Source organism: Flavobacterium gyeonganense (assembly GCF_029625295.1).
Taxonomy (GTDB): domain Bacteria; phylum Bacteroidota; class Bacteroidia; order Flavobacteriales; family Flavobacteriaceae; genus Flavobacterium; species Flavobacterium gyeonganense.
In genome coordinates this window covers 1934739-1955542 of sequence record NZ_CP121112.1, presented here as the reverse complement: position 1 = coordinate 1955542, position 20804 = coordinate 1934739, and the positions used below count along the sequence as shown (strand labels likewise).

Genomic DNA, 20804 nt, shown 5'->3' with positions numbered 1-20804 from the left:
TTTGGAATTTACTTTTTAACCAATTCAATATATTTTGCATCACATTCTCCAAGTTTGGTGTAGTAATTCATAGCATTTCCATAATTCTGCAGGGTTAGGGTATCTTTTTTATAAGCAAAACCGATTCCGATTGGTATTTCTAATTCTTTGTTTATCTTTTTAGGATCCGAAATAGTATCTGTTTCATCTTGATGACTGATATCCCCTTCGTATTCATCCCATTCAATACCTTCTAAAACCAAATATTTTTCTCCTGATTCATTAGTAGAGAAAGTGGCCTTGCCTGTTAATTTTCGGTTATTCGTTTTTAATACATAGGAATAACCATTACTGGCTTTTGCTATTTCTACAGAAATACCACATTCATCGCCTTGATAAATTCCCACTATTGATTCCTCATTTTTAATTGTTTCAAGTGTTGCAATAGTGCCATTGTTGTTTTTAACCGGAATTGATATCTCTTTTTTGTTTTCGCACGCAAAAATTATCAATACTGAAAATGAAAACAACAGGAAAGGAGTTTTTTTAATTTCATAACTAAGTGTTTTTTTGCGCTAAAATGTATTTCAAATAAATAAATCCAAAAATCCCTGAAAGCAGTGATGCAATCAGAATGGCTATTTTCGAAAAAATAATGGTTTCAGGATCTTTAAATGCTAAAAATGTAATGAAGATAGACATCGTAAAACCAATGCCGCCCAACATTCCGGCACCCAGAATATGAGTCCATTTTAATTTTTTGGGTAAAACACATAGGCCAGAGTTTACTCCAATAAAAGAAAAGAGTAGGATGCCCAAAGGTTTTCCAACAACCAATCCTAAAATGATACCAAAGGTATTGGGGTGGTTGATGCCTTGATGCCAATCAGACTCTATAATAATACATGTATTGGCAACAGCAAATAAGGGTAATATAAAAAAGGCAACAGGTTTGTGTAGAAAATGCTGTAACTTGTACGATGATGTTTTTTCGCTTCCATCCCCAAAGGGAATTACGAAAGCTAGGATTACCCCTGTAATGGTGGCGTGTACTCCAGAACTAAGCATAAAATACCACATAATAAATCCCCCAATCAAATAAGGAATTAGATTATGGATTTTCATTCGATTCAAAATAAATAAGAGAATCCAGATTCCAAGTGCTATTCCAAGATTAAAAAAAGCTATAGTAGAGGTATAAAAAATAGCAATAACTATTATGGCTCCCAAATCATCAATGACTGCCAATGCTGTTAAGAACACCTTTAATGATACAGGGACTTTATTTCCTAAAAGCGATAAAATTCCGATTGCAAATGCAATATCTGTGGCCATTGGTATTCCTGCTCCGTTTTGTGTTTCAGTTCCGTAATTTAAAGCCAAAAATAATGCCGCAGGAATTAACATTCCTCCAAATGCTGCTATTATTGGTAATGACGCATTTTTTATGCTGGATAATTCACCATGGTATATTTCACGCTCCAGTTCCAATCCAATCAGTAAAAAAAATATTGTCATTAATCCGTCATTAATCCAGTGTGTGATGGAATGTCCGCCCAGATCTTTTTCCCAAAAAGCAATGTATTCTGTGCTAGATGATAAATTAGCAATTGTAAGTGAAAGAACAGTCACAAATAACAACAACAGTCCACTTGATTTTTCGTTTTCAAAAAAGGCGTTAAAGGTCTTGGTCAATTTCATTTTAGCAGTTTATGTGTATTAAAATGTTTCTGAAGTATCGGCAATGTTGTTTTTCAAAGTTAAAAAAAATTAATCCAATAAAAAGATATAGTGTTTTGTTTGGTCTGTGCAGATTACTAAATAAAAGAATAAACTGTATTTTTGTTCATCTAAATTTTAAAATATGAGTATAAAAATTCTACATATTGACAGTAATCATCCCATTCTTTGGAAGCAATTAGAAGAAGCGGGTTTTAAAAACCATGCCGATTTTACCTCTTCAAAAGAAGAAATCGAAGCTAAAATTCAGGATTATAACGGAATTGTAATTCGAAGCCGTTTTAAAATCGACAAACAGTTTATTGATAAAGCTGCCAATATGCAGTTTATTGCCAGAGTTGGTGCGGGTCTTGAGAGTATCGACTGTGATTACGCACTAGAGAAAGATATCAATCTTATTGCCGCTCCGGAAGGTAATTGCAACGCTGTTGCAGAACATACTTTAGGAATGATTTTATCCCTTTTTAATAAACTAAATCAGGCAGATAGTGAAATCCGATCAGGAGCATGGAACAGGGAAAGCAACCGTGGTCATGAACTTGACGGGAAAACGGTTGGGATTATAGGATACGGAAACATGGGAAAAGCCTTTGCTAAAAAATTAAGGGGTTTTGATGTTGAAGTCTTGTGCTATGACATTGCTGATAATATGGGTGATGAAAATGCAAGACAAGTTTCGTTAGAGGAATTACAGCAAAAAACAGATGTTTTAAGTCTACATATTCCATGGACACCGGATACAGACAAAATGATCGACCTGAATTTTATTAATGCATTTGCAAAACCAATTTGGATTATAAATACTTCACGCGGTAAAAACATCGTTACTGCAGATTTAGTGGAAGCAATGAAGGCTGAGAAAGTTTTAGGAGCAGGTCTGGATGTTTTGGAATATGAAAAATTATCTTTTGAAACACTTTTTCAGGATAAAAATACACCCGAAGCTTTTCAGTATTTACTTGATGGAAGAAAGGTCATTCTTACACCTCATATAGCCGGATGGACATTTGAAAGCCATGAACGTCTGGCTCAGGTTATTGTAGATAAGATAAAAGCAATTTATGCAAAATGATTAATCCCTAAATTTATTAGCTTCTGGCTTTTTAAAGTTTTAATAACGAGTTTTTTCTTCTAAATTTAATCGGGATAATTAGTTTTCTATATTAATTTTTAATAATATTGTTTCTGTTTTTTAGAGAATGAATCTAAATAATTTTTTTAAAACTGGAGTAACCGAAAATCCAAAGAGTAGGAATTAACAATTAATTTGATTTTATTATGATTGAATGGTACAAAAAGGTAGTTTTTGAAAACTATGCGAATTTTAACGGTCGTGCAAGAAGAAGCGAATATTGGTACTTTGCTTTATTAAATGTTATTATTAGTATAGTTTTAGGCTTCGTTCTGGGCTTTATTTCACCAACTCTAGGACTTGCTGCCAATCTTTATAGCTTAGCTGTATTAATTCCTTCAATAGCAGTTGCTATTAGAAGAATGCATGATGTTGGAAAAAGCGGATGGTACATTCTTATACCAATTTATAATTTGATTTTGGCATGTACAGAAGGAGAAAAAGGTTCTAATGAATATGGTCCAGATCCAAAAAATGATTTTAATGAAATCAACGAAATTGGAAACGTTGAAGGATAATTAAATAATTATAAAAATGGAAACTAAAAGACCAACAGAAGACTGGAATAATCCTCCAGCTCGTAGAGAAGAAAATAAAAAAGTTCTAGCAGGAGTCCTTGGTATCGTATTAGGAGGATTTGGTGTGCATAAATTCGTTTTAGGCTATACACAGGAAGGAATAATTCAATTAGTAGTAACTTTAGTTACTTGTGGAATGGGAAGCTTAATTGGTTTCGTTGAAGGAATTATCTACCTGACTAAAACAGACGAAGACTTTTATCAGACCTATCAGGTTGGTAAAAAAGGCTGGTTCTAAAATATAAAAAAACCCATTTCAAGCGAAATGGGTTTTCTTTTTTATAGGTTTTTCTTAGCTAATATCTTCTTTTTCAGATAATTTTCGTTCCAGTTCGATCTGAAACTCTTCGATAACTGGTTTCATTGTACTTTCCGGAATATCTGCAATCCTTATGTACATTAAGCCGTCTACAGCGTTATTGAACAGAGGATCTACATTAAATGCCACTACACGTGCATTTTGTTTGATGTACTTTTTAATCAGAACAGGTAAACGTAAATTTCCAGGTTCCAGTTCATCAATAATTTTGTCAAATTTATTCAGGTCTGATTCCGCTTCATCAAAAATAAAGTCTTTGTCAGCATCTTTCAGCTTTACCTTATAAGCCTTTTTCGGATGGATATACTGCGCGATATACGGATCATAGTAATTGGACTTCATAAACTCAATCATTAACGATTTTGAGAAGTCAGAGAACTGGTTACTGATGCTTACTCCGCCCAGCAAATATTTGTGTTCTGGGTAACGCAAGGTCGTATGAATAATTCCTTTCCACAATAAAAATAGAGGCATCGGTTTTTGCTGATAATCTTTGATGATAAAAGCACGGCCCATTTCTATGGAATTATGCATCATGTCGTGCAGTTCAGGTTCAAATCTAAAAAGGTCATTAAGATAAAAACCTTCGAGCCCATATTTTGGATAAATTTCAGAACCTAATCCCATTCGGTAGGCGCCGGCAATTTTTTTAGTATCCTCATCCCATAAAAACATGTGATGATAATACTGGTCAAACTGGTCTAAGTCGATAGATTCATTCGTTCCTTCGCCAACCTCACGGAAAGTAATTTCACGTAAACGTCCAATTTCATGTAAAATATTCGGAATTGATTTTGCTGTGGCAAAAAAGACCTCATAATTTTTACTTTGCAATAAACGACAGTCACTATTTCTTAAAGCCTGAACTTCATCAATCATTTTTGCTTCATTAGCAGCAGTAACAATCTTTTTAGGCGCTTTCGTAATTTTTAAATTAGATGTATCCAGTAATTTATGTTCCTTTTCGAAAGGATTAGCCAGCATGTAAGTTTTCTTTCTTAAAAACTCAGAGTATTCTTCGAACGATTCGATTTCATTTTGTTCGTTTACCGAAATTGGTTTTCCAATACGAACCTTTATTACACGGTCTTTTTGTGTAAGAAGTTCTGATGGTAATTTTGCTGTACGTAAAGTATCATCAATTTTAGAAAGCCAATAGAATAATTTACTGTTCTTAGCATGAAAATAAATCGGTACAACCGGAACTTTTGCTTTTCGGATCAGTTTGATAGCGCCTTCTTCCCATGGTTTGTCAACTACGAGTTTTCCGTCTTTGTAAGTCGAAACTTCGCCGGCAGGGAAAATTCCCAAAGGTTTTCCGTCGCTTAAATGACGTAAAGTTTCTTTAATGCCTATTACACTCGATTTTGCATCCTTATGATTTTCAAAAGGATTAACCGGCATAATGTATTTTTTCATCGGGATAATTCTGTGTAATAAGAAGTTGGCGATAATCTTGAAATTAGGCTCTCTTTCAAGCATCAGTTTCAAAAGTAAAATACCATCAATTCCTCCAAGCGGATGATTTGAAATCGTAATGTAAGCACCATCTTTAGGCAGACGCTTTAAATCTTCTTCAGGAATTTCGAATTTGATCTCCATCTCATCCAAAATACCGTTTAAAAAAGCAACATCTTCTAAATGTTTATTGTGATCGTAAATTTTATTGAGGGTGGATATTTTAAGAACCTTCATGAGAATCCAGCCTGAAAAAGTACCGAAAACTCCGTACTTGTCAACATTTATTGCCTTTGCAACTTCTTTCGCGGTAACTAAACCCATGTACTTTTTTAATTTATTAGAACAGCGAACAAAGATAACAAAAAACTCTACTTTTAGCGTTTGTTATGTAAACTTTCAGCATTTTTATTACTTTTGAAATTCTAAAAAAATCCAATGAAAATTATTTCTTATAACGTAAACGGAATACGCGCTGCTATTTCAAAAGGCTTTATTAACTGGCTTCAGCAGGCCAATCCTGATGTAATTTGTCTTCAGGAAATTAAGGCTACACAAGAGCAAATTCCAACAGAAGAGATTACAGCTGCAGGCTATCCCTATCAATATTATTATCCGGCAACTAAAAAGGGATATAGTGGTGTAGCCATTTTATCTAAAATAGAACCTAATCAGGTTGTTTACGGAACCGGAATTCAACACATGGATTTTGAAGGCCGTAATCTGCGTGCCGATTTTGATGATGTGTCTGTAATGAGCCTGTATCTGCCATCAGGAACGAATATCGAAAGATTAGACCATAAATTTATGTTTATGGATGATTTTCAAAACTACATAAATGAGTTAAAATTAACCATTCCTAATATCATAATTTGCGGAGATTACAATATTTGTCACGAAGCGATTGATATTCACGATCCGGTTCGAAACAAAACCGTTTCAGGATTTTTACCTCAGGAACGCGCCTGGCTTGACGGATTTATGAAATCCGGTTTTATCGATAGTTTCCGCCATTTCAACAAAGATCCGCATCATTATACGTGGTGGAGTTACCGCGCAGGAGCCAGAGGAAATAACAAAGGCTGGCGTATCGATTACAATCTGGTAAGCCAGCCTTTAGAGCATAGGTTGAGACGTGCCGTTATTCTTCCGGATGCCATACATTCAGATCATTGTCCGGTTTTAGTCGAAATCGAGTAATTCTGGTATTGTTATTGTTACACAAAGGCGGGTTCTAAGTTCAATGATTGGTTAGTAAAGTTTAAGGAGCTAATTCCTGCTTTCCACTGCAATCTTTGTGGTTTTAAAGAAAAACTACAAAGGATTTACGTTTCAATCAGGGCTAAGACATCACGGTAAAAAGCACATTTAAAGAATAATAACCTAATTATAAATACCATAAAAATGATTAAAAAAGCCTCACTTGGATTGCTTGTTCTGGCACTTTCAACGTCTTGTGTTTCCAAAAAAATCTACAACGACCTTGAAACAAAATATTCAGACTTAAAAAAAGAAAACCGTTCTATTGCTGATGAAAACAGCGAATTAAAAAAAGCAAAAAGTCAGTTAGAATTAGACCGTGATAAATTAACGAAGGACTTAGCAAGTGCAAAAGATGATTTAGCAAAACAAAAAGCTGATCTTGCCGCGGCACAGAATAAATTCAAAGTTTTACAGGATTCTTATAATGCACTGGAGAAAAATAGTAACGATGCGTTAGAGAAAAACATGAATAAAAACCGTGATTTGCTGGCTGAATTAGAAGCTAAATCAAAAAAACTGGCTGAAGAGCAGGCTCGTTTAGATAAAACCGCAAGTCGTCTGAATGAACTTGAAGCTATGATTGCTGCAAAAGAAGAGGCAATGAGAAAGCTAAAAGAAACATTATCTAAAGCTTTAAATGGTTTCGAAGGGAAAGGACTTACAGTAGAGCAGAAAAACGGAAAAGTGTATGTTTCCATGGAAAACAAATTACTTTTCAATTCAGGAAGCTGGGCAGTGGGTTCTGAAGGCAGAAAAGCGGTTGTAGAGTTAGGAAAAGTATTGGGCGACAACCCTGATCTTTCTGTTTTGATTGAAGGACATACTGATGATGATCCTTATGCAGGTTCAGGACCAATCGCAAACAACTGGGATTTATCTACTAAAAGAGCGACTGCTATTGTAGCTATTTTAAGTGAAAATGCTAAAATCAATAAACAAAAATTAACTGCTGCAGGGCGTAGCGAATTTTCTCCTTTAGCAAGTAATGCTACTCCTGAAGGAAAAGCTAAAAACCGTCGAATCGAAATCATCTTAACACCAAGATTAGATGAAATTGCCGACATGCTAAACAGCATCAACTAAGCTGAATACTATAACATTCAAAAGGCTCAGAGTTTTAACTTTGAGCCTTTTTTTATTGAAATGATTTTATAAGTTTATGCTTTTTCAATCAAAATACTCACTGCATTTCCTCCAAAACCAACGGCATTGATTAGCACCTTTTTTATGGATTTGGTCTGATTTTGAGCTTTTGTAAACGGGACATTGATAAACTTGTCATGTTGTATCATTAAAAGAGCCAGTTCTAAACTTAAAATTCCTGAAGCGCCAAAAGTGTGACCGATTTTCCATTTGTTGGTAGTCAACAATGGTACATTTTCTCCGAATACTTTTTCGATTGCACGCAGTTCTGTTAAATCGCCTTTTATGGTTCCGGGAGCATGCATGACAATTACGTCTATATCTTTTAAATCAGTTTCTTTTAAAGCCATTTTCATCGATTTCTGAAAGCAGTCCGCTTCTGCAGAAATCGAAATATTATGCTCGAGGATTTCAGTTGCATATCCAACACCTGTTATGTACGCTATTGCATTTTCTGCTTTGCCAGCTTCCATACAGCAAACTCCGGCTGCTTCACCCAAAATCATGGTGTTTTGTGTTTTTTCAAAATCAAAAGCCAGGTTAGGCCATGCTTCTTCATTTTGATCAAGACGCGAATATATTTTTAAAGCCCGCATCTGAGCAATCGTAAAATCGGTTAAGGGGGCTTCACTTCCGCCAACTAAAAACTTATCTGCCATTCCTGATTTGAGCCATGCAACACCATTTAAAATTGCATGAAGGGCCGTAGAGCACGTTATGGAATGCGAAATTTCAGGACCTGTACTTTGCAAATCGTGTGCAATCCAGGAAGAAATATTTCCTAAAGTCGTGGTAGGCGAGGCGAGAGTCTGCGCTTTTCCAGTGTCGACATATTCTTTATAATGTTTTTCGAATAAATCGGTTGCCCCGCGTGAAGAGCCTATGTTGATTCCGAATGTATCTCCTGATTTCCAGCCTGCCTGCTTAACAGCTTTTCGCGAAGCAGCTAGAGCAAACAAAACAGAATCATCCAGAAATTTATACTTAGAATCTGATTCCCGAACTTCATCTATAATTTGTTTGGAATCAGCTTCAAGTGCTGCTACAGAAGTTTCCTGCTGATCTAAGAATTGCTGCGAAAAGCAATGCTGATCGTTAAGGTATTTTTTCCAGACTTCTTCAGCATTATTTCCTAATGAAGAAATAGATGAAAACGCTGTTATGCAGATTTTAGTAGTATTCAAAATATTGTTTTTATGCTTGTTGCATTTTAACCACAAAGGTCGCAAAAGTTTACAGAAGGTTTAAAATAAATACTCATAAAGTTCGCAAAGCTTTTCAAAAATTACACCATCTCTATCGCTGCTTCAATTGTAGCATATACCTTTTGAAGCTGTTCGTCTGTCATGATGTAAGGGGGTAAGATATAAACGATATTTCCCACAGGGCGCAAAATAACTCCTTTGTCAATAAAGAAATTATACAATTTGGTGCGCATAGAGCCATAATAACTTTCTTCAGTAACTGATTTTATTTCAACGGCGAAAATAACGCCTAATGTTCTGGCTGTAATTACTTTTGGGTGGCTTTGGATTTTCTTCTGAAATTCTAAATGACTTTTATTGATTCTGTTAATATTAGCCTGCATTTCTTCAGTCTGAAGTAAATCGATACTCGCCAATGCTGCTGCACAGCCTGTTGGATTAGCCGTAAATGTATGTCCATGAAATAAGGCTTTATTGATATCGTCATCATAAAAAGCATCAAAAATATCCTGCGTAAAAGTCGTAATCGCCATCGGAATTGTTCCTCCTGTTAAAGCTTTAGACAAACAAATCATGTCCGGATCTTCATCGACATAATCCATTGCGAAGTTTTTTCCGGTTTTGCCAAAACCTGTCATGACTTCATCGGCAATGGTTAGGACTTTATTTTCTTTGCAAATTGCAATCAGTTTTGCCAAAGATTCCGGCTCGTACATCACCATTCCGGCCGCTCCCTGAACCAAAGGTTCAAAAATAAATCCGGCACAATGATGATGCTGAATTACATTTTCCAGCGCCTCAAAACTTACTTGTTCCTGACCTTTCACCGGAACCGGAATCCGGACAACATCTATAAACATCCCCTGAAAAGCCTGAGTGTAGAAAGAGATTCCACTTGCTGCCATCGCTGCAAATGTATCCCCGTGAAACGCATTTTCAAAAGCAATTATGGTAGTTCGTTTTTCGCCTTTATTGTAGAAATACTGCAAGGCTACTTTAATGGCAACTTCAACTGCGGTGGAACCATTGTCTGAAAAGAAAATTTTCTGTTGTTTCTTCGGCAAAATTTCCATCAATTTTTCAGCCACTTTTATGGCAGGTTCGTGTGTAAAACCACCAAATAGAACATGTTCTAAAGTTATGAGCTGTTTGTAAATCGCATTGGCAATAAATTTGTTACTGTGTCCAAACGGATTTACCCACCATGATGCAATAGCATCTATATATTCTTTATCGTTTTCGTCCCAAAGCAAGGCGCCTTCGCCTCTGGAAATAGCAATAGGGGTTTGCGAAGTTTTGTGCTGTGTATAAGGATGCCAGAGATATTGGCTGTCTTTTTCTGTTAAAGTCATTTTTTTAAGAATATAGAAAATAGAGTATAGAATAAAAACTACACAATATAATTTTAGACAAAGATAAGAAAGTCTATTTTCTTTACTCTATATTCTATATTCTTTGCTCTATAACTTTAATAGATTTTCTCTAAACAAGTCAGCATATTCGCGAATTACATTTTGGTCAAAATAGGGTTCTTCGTCAATTCTTCCAATGCATTTAATTCCGGTTTTATTCAGAATCAGGCTTTCAGTTGATTGATTTTCGCTTCCGCTAAAGATAATTCCATGAACTTGAAATCCTCTGTTTTGAATTGCTTCAATAGTCAATAGCGTATGATTAATGCTTCCCAGATAATGTCTTGAAACTATGATCACTTTATAATCTGGCTGGATCAAATCTGCTATGGTATCTTTTTCGTTTAGCGGAACAAAAATTCCTCCTGCACCTTCAATTATCAGGTGGTTTTCAGTTTTTGGTTCCTGAATTTCTTTTAGATCAATTTCAATTCCGTCAATTTCAGCAGCAAAATGCGGACTCGCTGGGGTGTTTAATTGGTAACTGTTTTCGAAGATTTTTGTTTTTGAATTAGAAATTCGCGTTTTTATTTTATGACTATCGGAATTGTCTAAATCTCCGGCTTGTATAGGTTTCCAATAATCGGCTTCTAAAGCTTCAACTACAATTGTCGAAGCTACAGTTTTACCAACATCGGTTGAGATTCCTGTAATAAATATTTTCATAGATTGTTGTTTCGCAGAGATTGTCATTTCGCAGAGATTCACTAAGAAAATGCACCGATTCGCAAAATAATTTATTCTTCGTGTTGCTTTGTGTCTTCCTTTTTGAATCTCTGCGAAATAATATTCCCCGCAAAAATACCAATAAAAACAACAAACCCATCGATTATGATGGGTTCAATTCTATTCTTCTTTTAATTCGTCGATTAACTTTTTAATTTCTTTCGCATATTTTCCGTAAAAGCATTTCACTGTCCAGTCCACAGATAATCCCATAAATAAAATACAAAAGGCAACTATGAAAAAAACACTCATCAATTGTCCATTACTAAAATGCTCTATTTGAAATCCACCAGGTTTCATTGAAAGTTTCTCATATATATAACCAAGCAAAAACAATACTAAAAATGGTGTTAATGCAAAGCCGAACGTTTTGTACAATTCCATATTCAGCCTTATGTCGAAATAAGTTTCATAAAGACTGTCTCTGGTTTTTAAGGTTATATTATTTAACCTTTTATAAAAGAAATACAACTTAGCCAAATAGTAAATGCAAACGGCTAAAAAGATACTGAAAAGCAAGTAAAAAGGCGCAATCCATTTTTCAGGAAATTCGTACATGTAAGGTATCGCTCCTAATATAACTACACATATTGTCTGGCCAATCAAATCATTTCTCAAATTTCTTCTGATCTTGCCTAATGGTGTATTGGCCGATTTTATTTTTTCTAAATTATCTGGAAGAACGACATTATCAGTCTTTTCATTATTCCATGCGTTTTGTATATCGTTAAAATCCATATCCTTGATTTTTAATTATTTCTTTTAATTTTTCTTTTGCTCTGTTTAATTTCACTCTTGCATTTCCTTCTGAAATCCCAAGATTTTCGCCAATTTCCTTATGAGAAAAACCTTCTAACTGATAGAAAATAATGGCCTTGTCAATTTTTTCCAATTTTTGAACTGCTTTATAAAAATGATCCAGCTGGCTTTCTTTAATATGTGAATCGCCTTCATCATCTTTAATATTCTCCGAAGCGATTTCATATTTGTCCACTTTTCGTTTTTCTTTTCTAAGAAAAACGATTGCCGTATTGACTGCCACTCTATACATCCAAGTCGAAAACTGGCTTTCGTTTCTAAATGTATCATAGGATTTCCAAAGCTGGCAGACGATTTCTTGAAACAAATCCTGCTGATCGTCATAATTGTCCATGTACATTTTTGAAACTTTGTACAGAATTCCTTTATGGCTTTCTATCCGATTTAAAAACTCTTGTTCTTTCTCTTTCAAAATAGTTTTAATTCATTACTGGTTTTACACTATATCCTGCTTTTCTTAATAAATTAATTACTCCAAACTCTCCTCCCAAATGCGCTGAGTCCACCGCGAAAAAAACACTTTCATTCTTCATCATTTGAGGCATTTCTTTTACCCAGTTCTTATTTCTGTCATCTAATATAGCTTTATTAGTGCTTTCACTTGCCATTTTTTTGTCTGTTAGAATTGCAAACAAATCATTTACATTTTCCTCTTTATATGCTTTTACAAATTTTGCAGTTACATCTGCATCAAACTCTTTCAAAAACACAATCATTTCATCATTTGTATAAGCGCCGTCAATTGCCAGTAACTGAGATTTTACCGTTTCTAAACCTCCAATTTGCATGCTGTTCTGTTTGGCCCTTGTCAAAAACTCCATTTCATATTGCTTTAAATCTTTACAACCATAATTTTTCATTGACACTAATGACATTGCCCCTGTCAAACCATAATTATCAATCTGAGATATACTTAAACCAGTAGATTTCTTTAAAATATCTTCGAGTTTAGCCAATTGTGGTGCATTTAACTTTTTGGTGATCGGTTCTGTTTTCTTTGACACTTCCTGCATCTCTGCGACTTCTTTAGGATCTGTTAAGTTTATTTCGAGCACCAACTTATTTGATGCATCAAATGCTTTTTTTGCTTTATCAGAAAGAAAATAATCATCTGAACATATCATGTGAACCGTTCCGTACAGATAAGAAGGCTTAGACAATCCATTTCCTGAGATTTCCCATAAAAGTGAATTTTCAAGTTTTGGAGCTTTTGTTTGTGCCTGAACAGCTGAACTAAAAATTAGTGTGATTATTGCAACTACTGATTTGATTAGATTTTTCATTTTTTTGATTGATTTAAGTTGATTATTGATTGATGATTAAGATTGCGGTTGATGATTGCGGTTGATTTGATTGATGATCGGAATTGCCTATTGTTTTCTGTATTTTTTTCGTTGCCAAGAAGCTAACGAAGCAAAAAAGAAACATAGCATGACAAGAAGTAAATCCTTATTTGGTTTGTCTAAAATAAATTGGTTTACAAGAGAATAAGCTAGTCCTGCAGACGATAGTTGAATAAATACTAAGTTTAATATTTTTTCACCTTTTGAAATTGAATTTGTTTTCATAATTGTTTGATTAATGATTGATTATTGAGATCCTGTTATTTTTTAGTGTACTTTTTTCGAAGCCAAGAAGCAATCGACACAACAAATAAACACGCCATTGACACAAGCGAACCGTTGTCTGGTTTACCAAAAATAAATTGATTTGCTAAAACATATCCAAGTCCCAAAGAGGTTAAAAAGATAAATATGTAAGCTGATTTTTTTTCGCTAACAGAAGTTGATGTGGTTTTCATAATTATTTTGATTTATTTGATTACGACTCGTAAGTGAACAAACAATCAAAACGTTACAAAAAAAAATATTTTTTTTTAAATTTTTCAGAAAGTGAGGAAACATAGCACTTCAGAAGAGAATATTTTTTTATCACACAGAGATTCACAAAGAAAAAAACACAAAGATTCTCAAAATTAGCTTTGTGAATCTTTGTGTTTCTTTTGCGTATCTCTGTGAAATAACTAAAAGATCAAATCTCTAAGAAATTCTAAAACTTGACTAATTTCTTCTTGCGTATTATAACTATGAATACAAAAACGAAGTCGTTCCTGACCTTCCGGAACTGTAGGCGAAAGAATTGCTTTTACATCAAATCCCTTATCTTGAAGTTGCTGTGCCACTTGCTTCACTTTTTCATTCCCGGGAACAATAGCCGATTGAATAGCCGATTTGCTCCGAACAAACATTGGCTTTAAGCCCAATAAATTTTTCTGTTGATTAAAGAAAATAATATTTTGACGTAATTTTTCAATCGCTTCTTTTTCTACTTCTAAATGCTGGTACGCAATCAAGATTGTAGCAACAGCATGCGGAGACAAACCTGTTGTATAAATAAAGCTTCTGGCGAAGTTTATTAAATATTCTTTAAGTTCTGAATTTCCTAAAACGACAGCACCGTGACATCCCAGCCCTTTTCCGAAAGTCACTATTCGGGCAAAAATTCTGTTGTGCAAATTTAGGGATTGTATTATGCCTTCTCCTTTATGACCAAAAATACCAAGAGAGTGTGCTTCATCAACTATCAGATAACAATTGTGTTTTTCTGTAAGTTCTGCTAATTCTTCCAGGTTTGGACAGTCGCCATCCATTGAAAAAACAGTTTCAGTAACAATATAAATATTTGTCTCAGGAAATTTTAAAATTAACCGCTCTAAATCTTCAAAATCATTATGGCTGAATTTGTAAGATTTAGCATTTGATATAGAAATTCCATCGCGAATTGAAGCATGACATAATTCATCATATAAAATAACATCATTTCGCTGCGGTACAGCGCTAAAAAAACCAAGGTTGGCATCATAACCCGAATTAAAAATTAAAGCTGATTCTGCTTCATGAAATTCTTTTATAAGTGTCTCTGTAATTTGATATAGATAATGATTTCCGGAAAGTAGTCGCGAACCTGTAGCTCCATTCTGAATTATATCATTTTCAATCAAATAATGATGTGCCTGTTTGAAAATGGTTTCAGACCTTGAAAATCCGATATAATCATTTGAAGAAAAATCAACACGGTTATTAAAACTAGGTAATTGTCTTAACGCGTTGTTTTGCTTTCGGGTTTCAAGCTTTTGAATAAGATTTTCAGGTAATTTCATAAAAGCAAAGTTATGAAATTGAACTTAGATTAAAACAACAGCGGGATCAATCACCCGCCATTGCAAATCTGATTTTTAAATATTCGTTATAAAAGGCGATTTTCTAACGAATTTTTCCTCAATCATTTCCTGAACCATAAAGCTAGCAATGTCAAAAGAGCTGATTTTATCTCCCGGACAGTCTTCAAGATTTACAATAATTTCGGAACTGGTATCAGTAAATTCAATAAACGGGACACGAACCAATGTCCAGTTTACATCACTTTCAGTTAATAAATTGTAGGTAAGTTGACGGTCTTGCTGAATTTCAGGATAATTGGTTTTCATCCAGTCAGTTGCAGCTATAGTTTTTTCTTCCTTTTTATCAAAAGGGGTATCGATATTGATACCTGCCAGCAAAACATATCGCTGAATAGTAAGGTCAGTCATAATCTTTAGAACATTTTTAGTTGCATTACTTGCAACCATGGGTTCACCTGGTCGTTGTCCGATAGTGCTAACTACAGCATCGCAATCCTCAAGTAAAGATCTTATATTGCTTTCGTTGATGGCATCACCCTCAATAATTTCGACTTTTGAATTTTGAATTGTAAAGGTTTCCGGGTTTCTTAAAAGAACTTTTACATTAATTTCTTTTTCTAACAACTGGTTTACAAGATATTTTCCAGTTTTGCCGCCTCCGCCTAATACGGCAACTTTTTTTATATTTATCATGATACTCTTTATAAAATTTGACATAAATAATTGCACTTTATCATTGTGATAAAGCGAAAGAATAAAAGCTTACTACGCTTTTATGATGAATCAATATTTTATAAACAGATTTTAATAATTCAAAAATACACAATAATACTTTTAATCAATTAAATTCTAATGATGCAAAGTCCAAATTGCCAATAAATATTATGAATCAATTCTTTTTTAATATTATATAACCAAGATAAAATCGTTTTTTAATAATTAATTATTGTTTTTAGATAATTAATTATAAGTTTGCAATAAATTAAAATCTAAATTATTATGAATCCAGTCAAGCATTTTGCATCTTTACTTTACTTTGCTGTAATATTTGGTATTATTGTTTACAGTCTTTTTTTTCTAACAGCCGTTTCTGGAAAATTTTTTGGAAAAGATGGGCAATATGTGGTAAAAAGCGGTAATTCAACATATACAATGGGAAGCAAAACTTCCGAAGGCTATTATGTACCTGCCACACTCACTTTGCAAATTCCTGATTCTATAAGAAAAAGTCAAGGAGGTTTTGGGGTATATGCAGGGGACTCTTATCCTCAGATCAGCAGCACATACCTAAAGGATAACAAAATAGCAAAAGCTATAAACGTCTACAATGTTGGCTCTGAAAGCAATTATCGTATTTCAGTAGGTGCTGATGGAAGTGGAAATTATCTGCACAAACAAACCAAAAGGTTTAAATTCATAAGATATGCTCCTCAAGGAGATTCTGCTTATTTAAAAATATTGACTAACGAATCTTCTACCAACGCCATGTTAGCAATAAGAGAACATTTAAACAGTATTGTTTTGATTCTGAAAATGATTTTTCTGGCGCTTATTTTAAGAGAACTGGCTAAAGAAATTTATTTTTCAAAACCTCTTTCAACTTACATTAAAGGATTAGGATATGTTTTTCTGTTCTCGCAATTAATCCCTATAATTTACAGCTTCTTTGATGCTAATTTATTTGGTTATATATTGATCGAACCACAAGTTTTAGCATCTTTGCAGAATACTTATTTCCAAAATATCAGAGTTACATTTAATCCAACTATAGATGTCGAATTTTATGCCGTATTTTTAGGAAGTATTTTGGTGCTGCTAACCAAACTGATTGAAAGAGGAAGATCACTAGAAGAAGAAAACGAATTAACTATTTAATATGCCAATTATCATCAACTTAGACGTAATGCTCGCTAAACGCAAAATGCGCTCAAACGAACTGGCAGAAAAAATTGGAATTACTACAGCTAATCTTTCTATATTAAAAACAGGAAAAGCAAAAGCAATTCGTATTTCAACATTAGAAACCATCTGCGAAATATTAGAATGCCAACCAGGAGATATCATGGAATATGTAAAAGAATAAAAACAGAAGACGACAAAAAAAGCCAAACATTAATGTTTGGCTTTTTAAAATTATTTTAAATTGTCTTAGTCTGCTAAAACAATAATTTTATTGTCTTTCATCTCAATAGTTCCCGAATTAATTTCCAAAGTATAAGTCTGGTCATTTACTTTCGTGAATTTACCTGCAACTTCTTTAGAAAAACTGAAGCTTGAAGCCGCAATTTTAATAGTTCCTTTTTCTAGAATAGAAACTATAGGAGCGTGATGATTCAATATTTGAAAGCTTCCGTCAACTCCAGGCAATGTAACAGATGTTACTTCTCCTGAAAATAATTTTGCTTCTGGTGATACTATTTCTAAAATCATAACTGTTTTTTAAAAATTTCAAATTATAAAAAAATTCCAAATCCCAATTTTGGAATTTGGAATTTTATTTTTGATGTTGATCAAGCTTTGCCTGATTACGCTTCAGCTAACATTTTCTCTCCAGCTTCGATTGCATCCTGAATAGAACCTTTCAAGTTGAAAGCTGCTTCTGGAAGGTGATCTAATTCACCATCGATAATCATGTTAAATCCTTTTATAGTATCCTTAATATCAACTAATACACCTGGAATACCTGTAAATTGCTCTGCTACGTGGAATGGCTGAGACAAGAAACGTTGTACACGACGTGCTCTAGATACAGAAAGTTTATCTTCTTCAGATAACTCCTCCATACCAAGAATCGCGATGATATCTTGTAATTGTTTGTATTTTTGAAGAATTTCTTTTACTCTTTGTGCACAGTTGTAGTGCTCATCTCCTAAGATATGTGGAGTCAAAATTCTTGAAGTAGAATCTAACGGGTCAACCGCTGGATAAATACCTAACTCAGCAATTTTACGAGACAATACTGTTGTTGCATCTAAGTGGGCGAAAGTTGTAGCCGGCGCCGGGTCAGTTAAGTCATCCGCAGGAACGTAAACCGCTTGTACAGATGTAATAGATCCTTTGTTTGTAGATGTAATACGCTCTTGCATTGCACCCATCTCAGTTGCCAATGTTGGTTGGTAACCTACCGCAGATGGCATACGTCCTAAAAGTGCTGATACCTCAGAACCTGCTTGAGTAAAACGGAAGATATTATCAACGAAGAATAATACATCTTTTCCTTGGTCTGATCCAGCTCCATCACGGAAATACTCAGCGATAGATAATCCTGAAAGGGCCACACGTGCACGAGCTCCAGGTGGCTCATTCATTTGTCCGAAAACGAAAGTAGCTTTAGATTCTCTCATTCCTGGCATATCTACTTTAGATAAATCCCATCCTCCATTTTCCATAGAATGCATGAAATCATCACCGTATTTAATAATTCCTGACTCTAACATCTCACGAAGCAAGTCATTTCCTTCACGTGTTCTTTCACCTACTCCAGCGAATACTGAAAGTCCACCGTGACCTTTTGCGATATTGTTGATCAACTCCTGAATCAATACTGTTTTACCAACACCTGCACCACCGAACAATCCAATTTTACCTCCTTTTGCGTAAGGCTCGATCAAATCAATTACTTTGATACCTGTAAATAAAACTTCAGATGAAGTTGATAAATCTTCAAATTTAGGAGCTTGTCTGTGAATAGGCAGACCGTTTTCTCCAGTTTTAGGTAATTCACCTAAACCATCGATGGCATCTCCAACAACATTAAATAATCTTCCGTATACATCCGGACCGATTGGCATCTGGATTGGATTTCCTGTTCCAACTACTTCATATCCTCTTGACAAACCGTCTGTTGAGTCCATAGAGATTGTACGAACAGTGTTTTCTCCAATGTGAGATTGTACTTCTAGAACTAATAATGTTCCATCTTTTTTAGTGACTTCTAACGAATCATAAATTTTTGGAAGTTCAACATCTTTACCGTTGAAAACTACGTCAACTACTGGTCCAATGATTTGAGCAACTTTTCCTATTACTTTTGACATTACTTATGTGTTTATTAAATAGCTATTTAGGTTTATCGAAAATACCTCTTTTTTCAGAGCGCAAAGATAATTTTTTAAAATATAAAATCAATAATTTTTTTATAAAAATACTTAGTTTTTTGTTATACTATTAAAACCGGAAAACTCAAATATATAATAATATAAATTAAACATTAATAAAAAAACCACTGCATTATAAAAACGAGTGGCTTTTTCTACTAAAAAAATTGGCTTTATTATAATGTTTTTGGAAATAGAACTTGGTAGTTGCCTATATCTACACCTTTTAAATTTGAACCGTATTTTAAATTAATTGCTTCGATAAATTTATTGGCAATAAAAGCATATCCTCTTGGAGTAGGGTGAATTCCGTCTAAAGAAAACATACCACCTGTTACAAATGTTGCATTTAATGTGTAGTTATTCATTGAAATCCCATTAGGTTTGTTTAAATCAGCCATAATTGATTCTGCATCAACAATCGCCAAACCATTTGCTTCAACAGCTGCTTTTATAGTAGCATTATAAGCCGCTGTAGCAACTCCAATTTCTGCCACTTCAGAAGGAAGTAAGACATATCTGTCTGGCAAAGGAAACGTAACTCCCAATTGCGATAATGATGGCGATGGCGAAGCAATTCCGTCAGCAGCAACAGTTGGTGCTTTTCCAATTCTGGAAGAAGCTCCTAAACAAATTAAATCTGTAGGCAATGCTTGTCTGGCTCTTCCAAAAATCTGTCCCATAACTGTAGCAGTAGTAGCATCTAATCCTCCACCCATTAAAACTGCTTTTAAATTTGCTGAAAGATCAGGTAACGTTTCATCTACAATTAATAACGGATTATTTCCTGTTGTAGTCAAAAGATTTATTCTGCTTCCTTGTCCTAAAAAGGTCAAAGCGTTATGTAACGGTCCGTACAATTGTGTATTCAAAGTATTGACCAAACTAACTCCGCCAGAACTTAAATTGGCTTGAGTAAGTTGATTATAAGTAATAACATGAAAATGAGGGAGAGTTGTAATAACGGGTAAATTAGCCACAACTCCTTTTCTTCCACCGGCAACAAGCTGTGCAACTAAACCTTTATAGGCTGCATCAAAAGTTGCAGGAGGTGTTAAAGGATTTACCGCTGGATCTCCACCAGCAGTTGCATATCCTAATTCATCATTTCCTCCAATCCATAAAGAGAAGAAAGTGGGATTCTGACTTAACGCATCTGCTAAAACTGTAGTCGTAGCACTTGAAGCAAAACGAGCAAAATAAGGATTTGCTGTTCCCGCAGTTATTCCTGCGACACTACCGTAACCAGGCGCCAGTAAATGAAAACTTTTAGCACCAGGTACTCCTAAATTATTAAATGTTCCAGACAAATGTGCCGTAACTTCTGTTGTTGGCACTCCGCTTACTGGATCAACCGTTGAAGCAGGATGCTCTGGTGTTACGGTGGTATTAAAATAAAAACGAGTTCCGGTTATAACATTTCCTCCTAATAATAATCCACCTATATTATCATTTGCATAAGGGGTTTTAAATTCTCCACCTCCAACTAAAGCAAATTGTTGTGCTATAATATTCGGATATGCCCCTTCCTGACCTTTAATAAAAAGAGCATTGTCGCTGAAACCTGCTGCAAAAGAATCTCCCAGAGCGACATATTTTGAAAAATCTGCAGAGCCGGAAGTTAAGGGTAACCCATCAGATGAATTGTTCTCTTTTACAGTTTCATCATCACTATTACAAGCTGCAAAGGCTAAAGAAACCAATAACAGCCATTTGAAATTTTTTATCATAATTTATATATTTTAAATTATT

Annotated in this window: 23 protein-coding genes; 7 read left to right on the top strand and 16 right to left on the bottom strand. The window is 34.4% G+C overall.

Going from position 1 to position 20804, the window contains the following annotated elements:
- Positions 1-8 precede the first annotated feature (8 nt).
- Both P5P89_RS08415 and nhaA read right to left on the bottom strand, forming a co-directional pair.
- On the bottom strand, positions 9-509 hold the full coding sequence (locus tag P5P89_RS08415; RefSeq protein ID WP_278011527.1) for a hypothetical protein: 501 nt from the start codon (positions 507-509) through the stop codon (positions 9-11).
- 28 nt (positions 510-537) lie between these two features.
- Positions 538-1680, bottom strand: coding sequence for a Na+/H+ antiporter NhaA (nhaA, locus tag P5P89_RS08410; protein ID WP_278011526.1), 1143 nt, complete (start codon positions 1678-1680; stop codon positions 538-540).
- A 163-nt stretch (positions 1681-1843) separates the two neighbouring features.
- Between nhaA and P5P89_RS08405 the strand changes: the two genes are divergently transcribed.
- From P5P89_RS08405 to P5P89_RS08395, 3 genes are all read left to right on the top strand, one after another.
- Complete coding sequence (locus P5P89_RS08405; RefSeq protein ID WP_278011525.1) at positions 1844-2791, top strand: 2-hydroxyacid dehydrogenase; 948 nt, start codon at positions 1844-1846, stop codon at positions 2789-2791.
- 206 nt (positions 2792-2997) lie between these two features.
- Positions 2998-3369 carry a DUF805 domain-containing protein gene (locus tag P5P89_RS08400; RefSeq protein ID WP_278011524.1) on the top strand — a complete coding sequence of 124 codons (372 nt, stop codon included), beginning with the start codon at positions 2998-3000 and terminating at the stop codon, positions 3367-3369.
- 16 nt (positions 3370-3385) lie between these two features.
- Positions 3386-3667 carry a TM2 domain-containing protein gene (locus tag P5P89_RS08395; RefSeq protein WP_278011523.1) on the top strand — a complete coding sequence of 94 codons (282 nt, stop codon included), beginning with the start codon at positions 3386-3388 and terminating at the stop codon, positions 3665-3667.
- Positions 3668-3721: 54 nt separating this feature from the next.
- Here P5P89_RS08395 and P5P89_RS08390 read toward each other — a convergent pair whose 3' ends face one another.
- Positions 3722-5530: a GNAT family N-acyltransferase gene (locus tag P5P89_RS08390; RefSeq protein ID WP_223682775.1), complete on the bottom strand. Its 1809-nt coding sequence runs from the start codon at positions 5528-5530 to the stop codon at positions 3722-3724.
- Between the two features lie 114 nt (positions 5531-5644).
- Between P5P89_RS08390 and P5P89_RS08385 the strand changes: the two genes are divergently transcribed.
- Both P5P89_RS08385 and P5P89_RS08380 read left to right on the top strand, forming a co-directional pair.
- Positions 5645-6406, top strand: coding sequence for an exodeoxyribonuclease III (locus tag P5P89_RS08385; protein WP_278011522.1), 762 nt, complete (start codon positions 5645-5647; stop codon positions 6404-6406).
- A gap of 204 nt (positions 6407-6610) precedes the next feature.
- A complete protein-coding gene (locus tag P5P89_RS08380) occupies positions 6611-7552 on the top strand; it encodes an OmpA family protein (RefSeq protein ID WP_223682777.1) in 942 nt (313 codons plus the stop codon).
- A gap of 74 nt (positions 7553-7626) precedes the next feature.
- On the opposite strand, the gene P5P89_RS08375 is transcribed toward P5P89_RS08380, so the two are convergent.
- The 10 genes from P5P89_RS08375 to P5P89_RS08330 form a co-directional block, all read right to left on the bottom strand.
- The gene (locus tag P5P89_RS08375) at positions 7627-8796 is read right to left on the bottom strand and encodes a beta-ketoacyl synthase N-terminal-like domain-containing protein (RefSeq protein ID WP_278011521.1); all 1170 of its coding nucleotides are present in this window, start codon (positions 8794-8796) and stop codon (positions 7627-7629) included.
- 101 nt (positions 8797-8897) lie between these two features.
- On the bottom strand, positions 8898-10169 hold the full coding sequence (bioA, locus tag P5P89_RS08370) for an adenosylmethionine--8-amino-7-oxononanoate transaminase (RefSeq protein ID WP_278011520.1): 1272 nt from the start codon (positions 10167-10169) through the stop codon (positions 8898-8900).
- Positions 10170-10277: 108 nt separating this feature from the next.
- Positions 10278-10895, bottom strand: coding sequence for a dethiobiotin synthase (gene bioD / locus P5P89_RS08365; protein WP_278011519.1), 618 nt, complete (start codon positions 10893-10895; stop codon positions 10278-10280).
- A 180-nt stretch (positions 10896-11075) separates the two neighbouring features.
- The gene (locus P5P89_RS08360) at positions 11076-11693 is read right to left on the bottom strand and encodes a hypothetical protein (protein ID WP_278011518.1); all 618 of its coding nucleotides are present in this window, start codon (positions 11691-11693) and stop codon (positions 11076-11078) included.
- Entirely contained in the window at positions 11683-12186 is a 504-nt protein-coding gene (locus P5P89_RS08355; RefSeq protein WP_035652894.1) for an RNA polymerase sigma factor, read from the bottom strand. The genes P5P89_RS08360 and P5P89_RS08355 overlap by 11 nt, the downstream gene beginning before the upstream one ends.
- A 7-nt stretch (positions 12187-12193) precedes the next feature.
- A complete protein-coding gene (locus tag P5P89_RS08350; protein ID WP_278011517.1) occupies positions 12194-13057 on the bottom strand; it encodes a TraB/GumN family protein in 864 nt (287 codons plus the stop codon).
- Between the two features lie 87 nt (positions 13058-13144).
- Positions 13145-13342: a hypothetical protein gene (locus P5P89_RS08345; protein ID WP_278011516.1), complete on the bottom strand. Its 198-nt coding sequence runs from the start codon at positions 13340-13342 to the stop codon at positions 13145-13147.
- Between the two features lie 35 nt (positions 13343-13377).
- Complete coding sequence (locus P5P89_RS08340; protein ID WP_278011515.1) at positions 13378-13575, bottom strand: hypothetical protein; 198 nt, start codon at positions 13573-13575, stop codon at positions 13378-13380.
- 222 nt (positions 13576-13797) lie between these two features.
- A complete protein-coding gene (locus tag P5P89_RS08335) occupies positions 13798-14934 on the bottom strand; it encodes an aminotransferase class I/II-fold pyridoxal phosphate-dependent enzyme (RefSeq protein ID WP_278011514.1) in 1137 nt (378 codons plus the stop codon).
- A gap of 75 nt (positions 14935-15009) precedes the next feature.
- Positions 15010-15648 carry an NAD(P)-dependent oxidoreductase gene (locus tag P5P89_RS08330; RefSeq protein WP_278011513.1) on the bottom strand — a complete coding sequence of 213 codons (639 nt, stop codon included), beginning with the start codon at positions 15646-15648 and terminating at the stop codon, positions 15010-15012.
- Between the two features lie 306 nt (positions 15649-15954).
- Here P5P89_RS08330 and P5P89_RS08325 point away from each other — a divergent pair, with 306 nt between their 5' ends.
- A complete protein-coding gene (locus tag P5P89_RS08325; RefSeq protein ID WP_278011512.1) occupies positions 15955-16830 on the top strand; it encodes a hypothetical protein in 876 nt (291 codons plus the stop codon).
- Between the two features lies 1 nt (position 16831).
- The gene (locus P5P89_RS08320; RefSeq protein ID WP_135222187.1) at positions 16832-17038 is read left to right on the top strand and encodes a helix-turn-helix domain-containing protein; all 207 of its coding nucleotides are present in this window, start codon (positions 16832-16834) and stop codon (positions 17036-17038) included.
- A gap of 65 nt (positions 17039-17103) precedes the next feature.
- Here the strand turns inward: P5P89_RS08320 and P5P89_RS08315 are convergent, their stop codons facing one another.
- The 3 genes from P5P89_RS08315 to P5P89_RS08305 all read right to left on the bottom strand — a co-directional run bounded on the left by P5P89_RS08315 (position 17104) and on the right by P5P89_RS08305 (position 20782).
- Complete coding sequence (locus P5P89_RS08315; RefSeq protein ID WP_278011511.1) at positions 17104-17385, bottom strand: F0F1 ATP synthase subunit delta/epsilon; 282 nt, start codon at positions 17383-17385, stop codon at positions 17104-17106.
- A 95-nt stretch (positions 17386-17480) separates the two neighbouring features.
- On the bottom strand, positions 17481-18992 hold the full coding sequence (gene atpD, locus P5P89_RS08310; RefSeq protein WP_163396342.1) for a F0F1 ATP synthase subunit beta: 1512 nt from the start codon (positions 18990-18992) through the stop codon (positions 17481-17483).
- 236 nt (positions 18993-19228) lie between these two features.
- Positions 19229-20782 carry an SGNH/GDSL hydrolase family protein gene (locus P5P89_RS08305; protein ID WP_278011510.1) on the bottom strand — a complete coding sequence of 518 codons (1554 nt, stop codon included), beginning with the start codon at positions 20780-20782 and terminating at the stop codon, positions 19229-19231.
- Between the last annotated feature and the right edge of the window lie 22 nt (positions 20783-20804).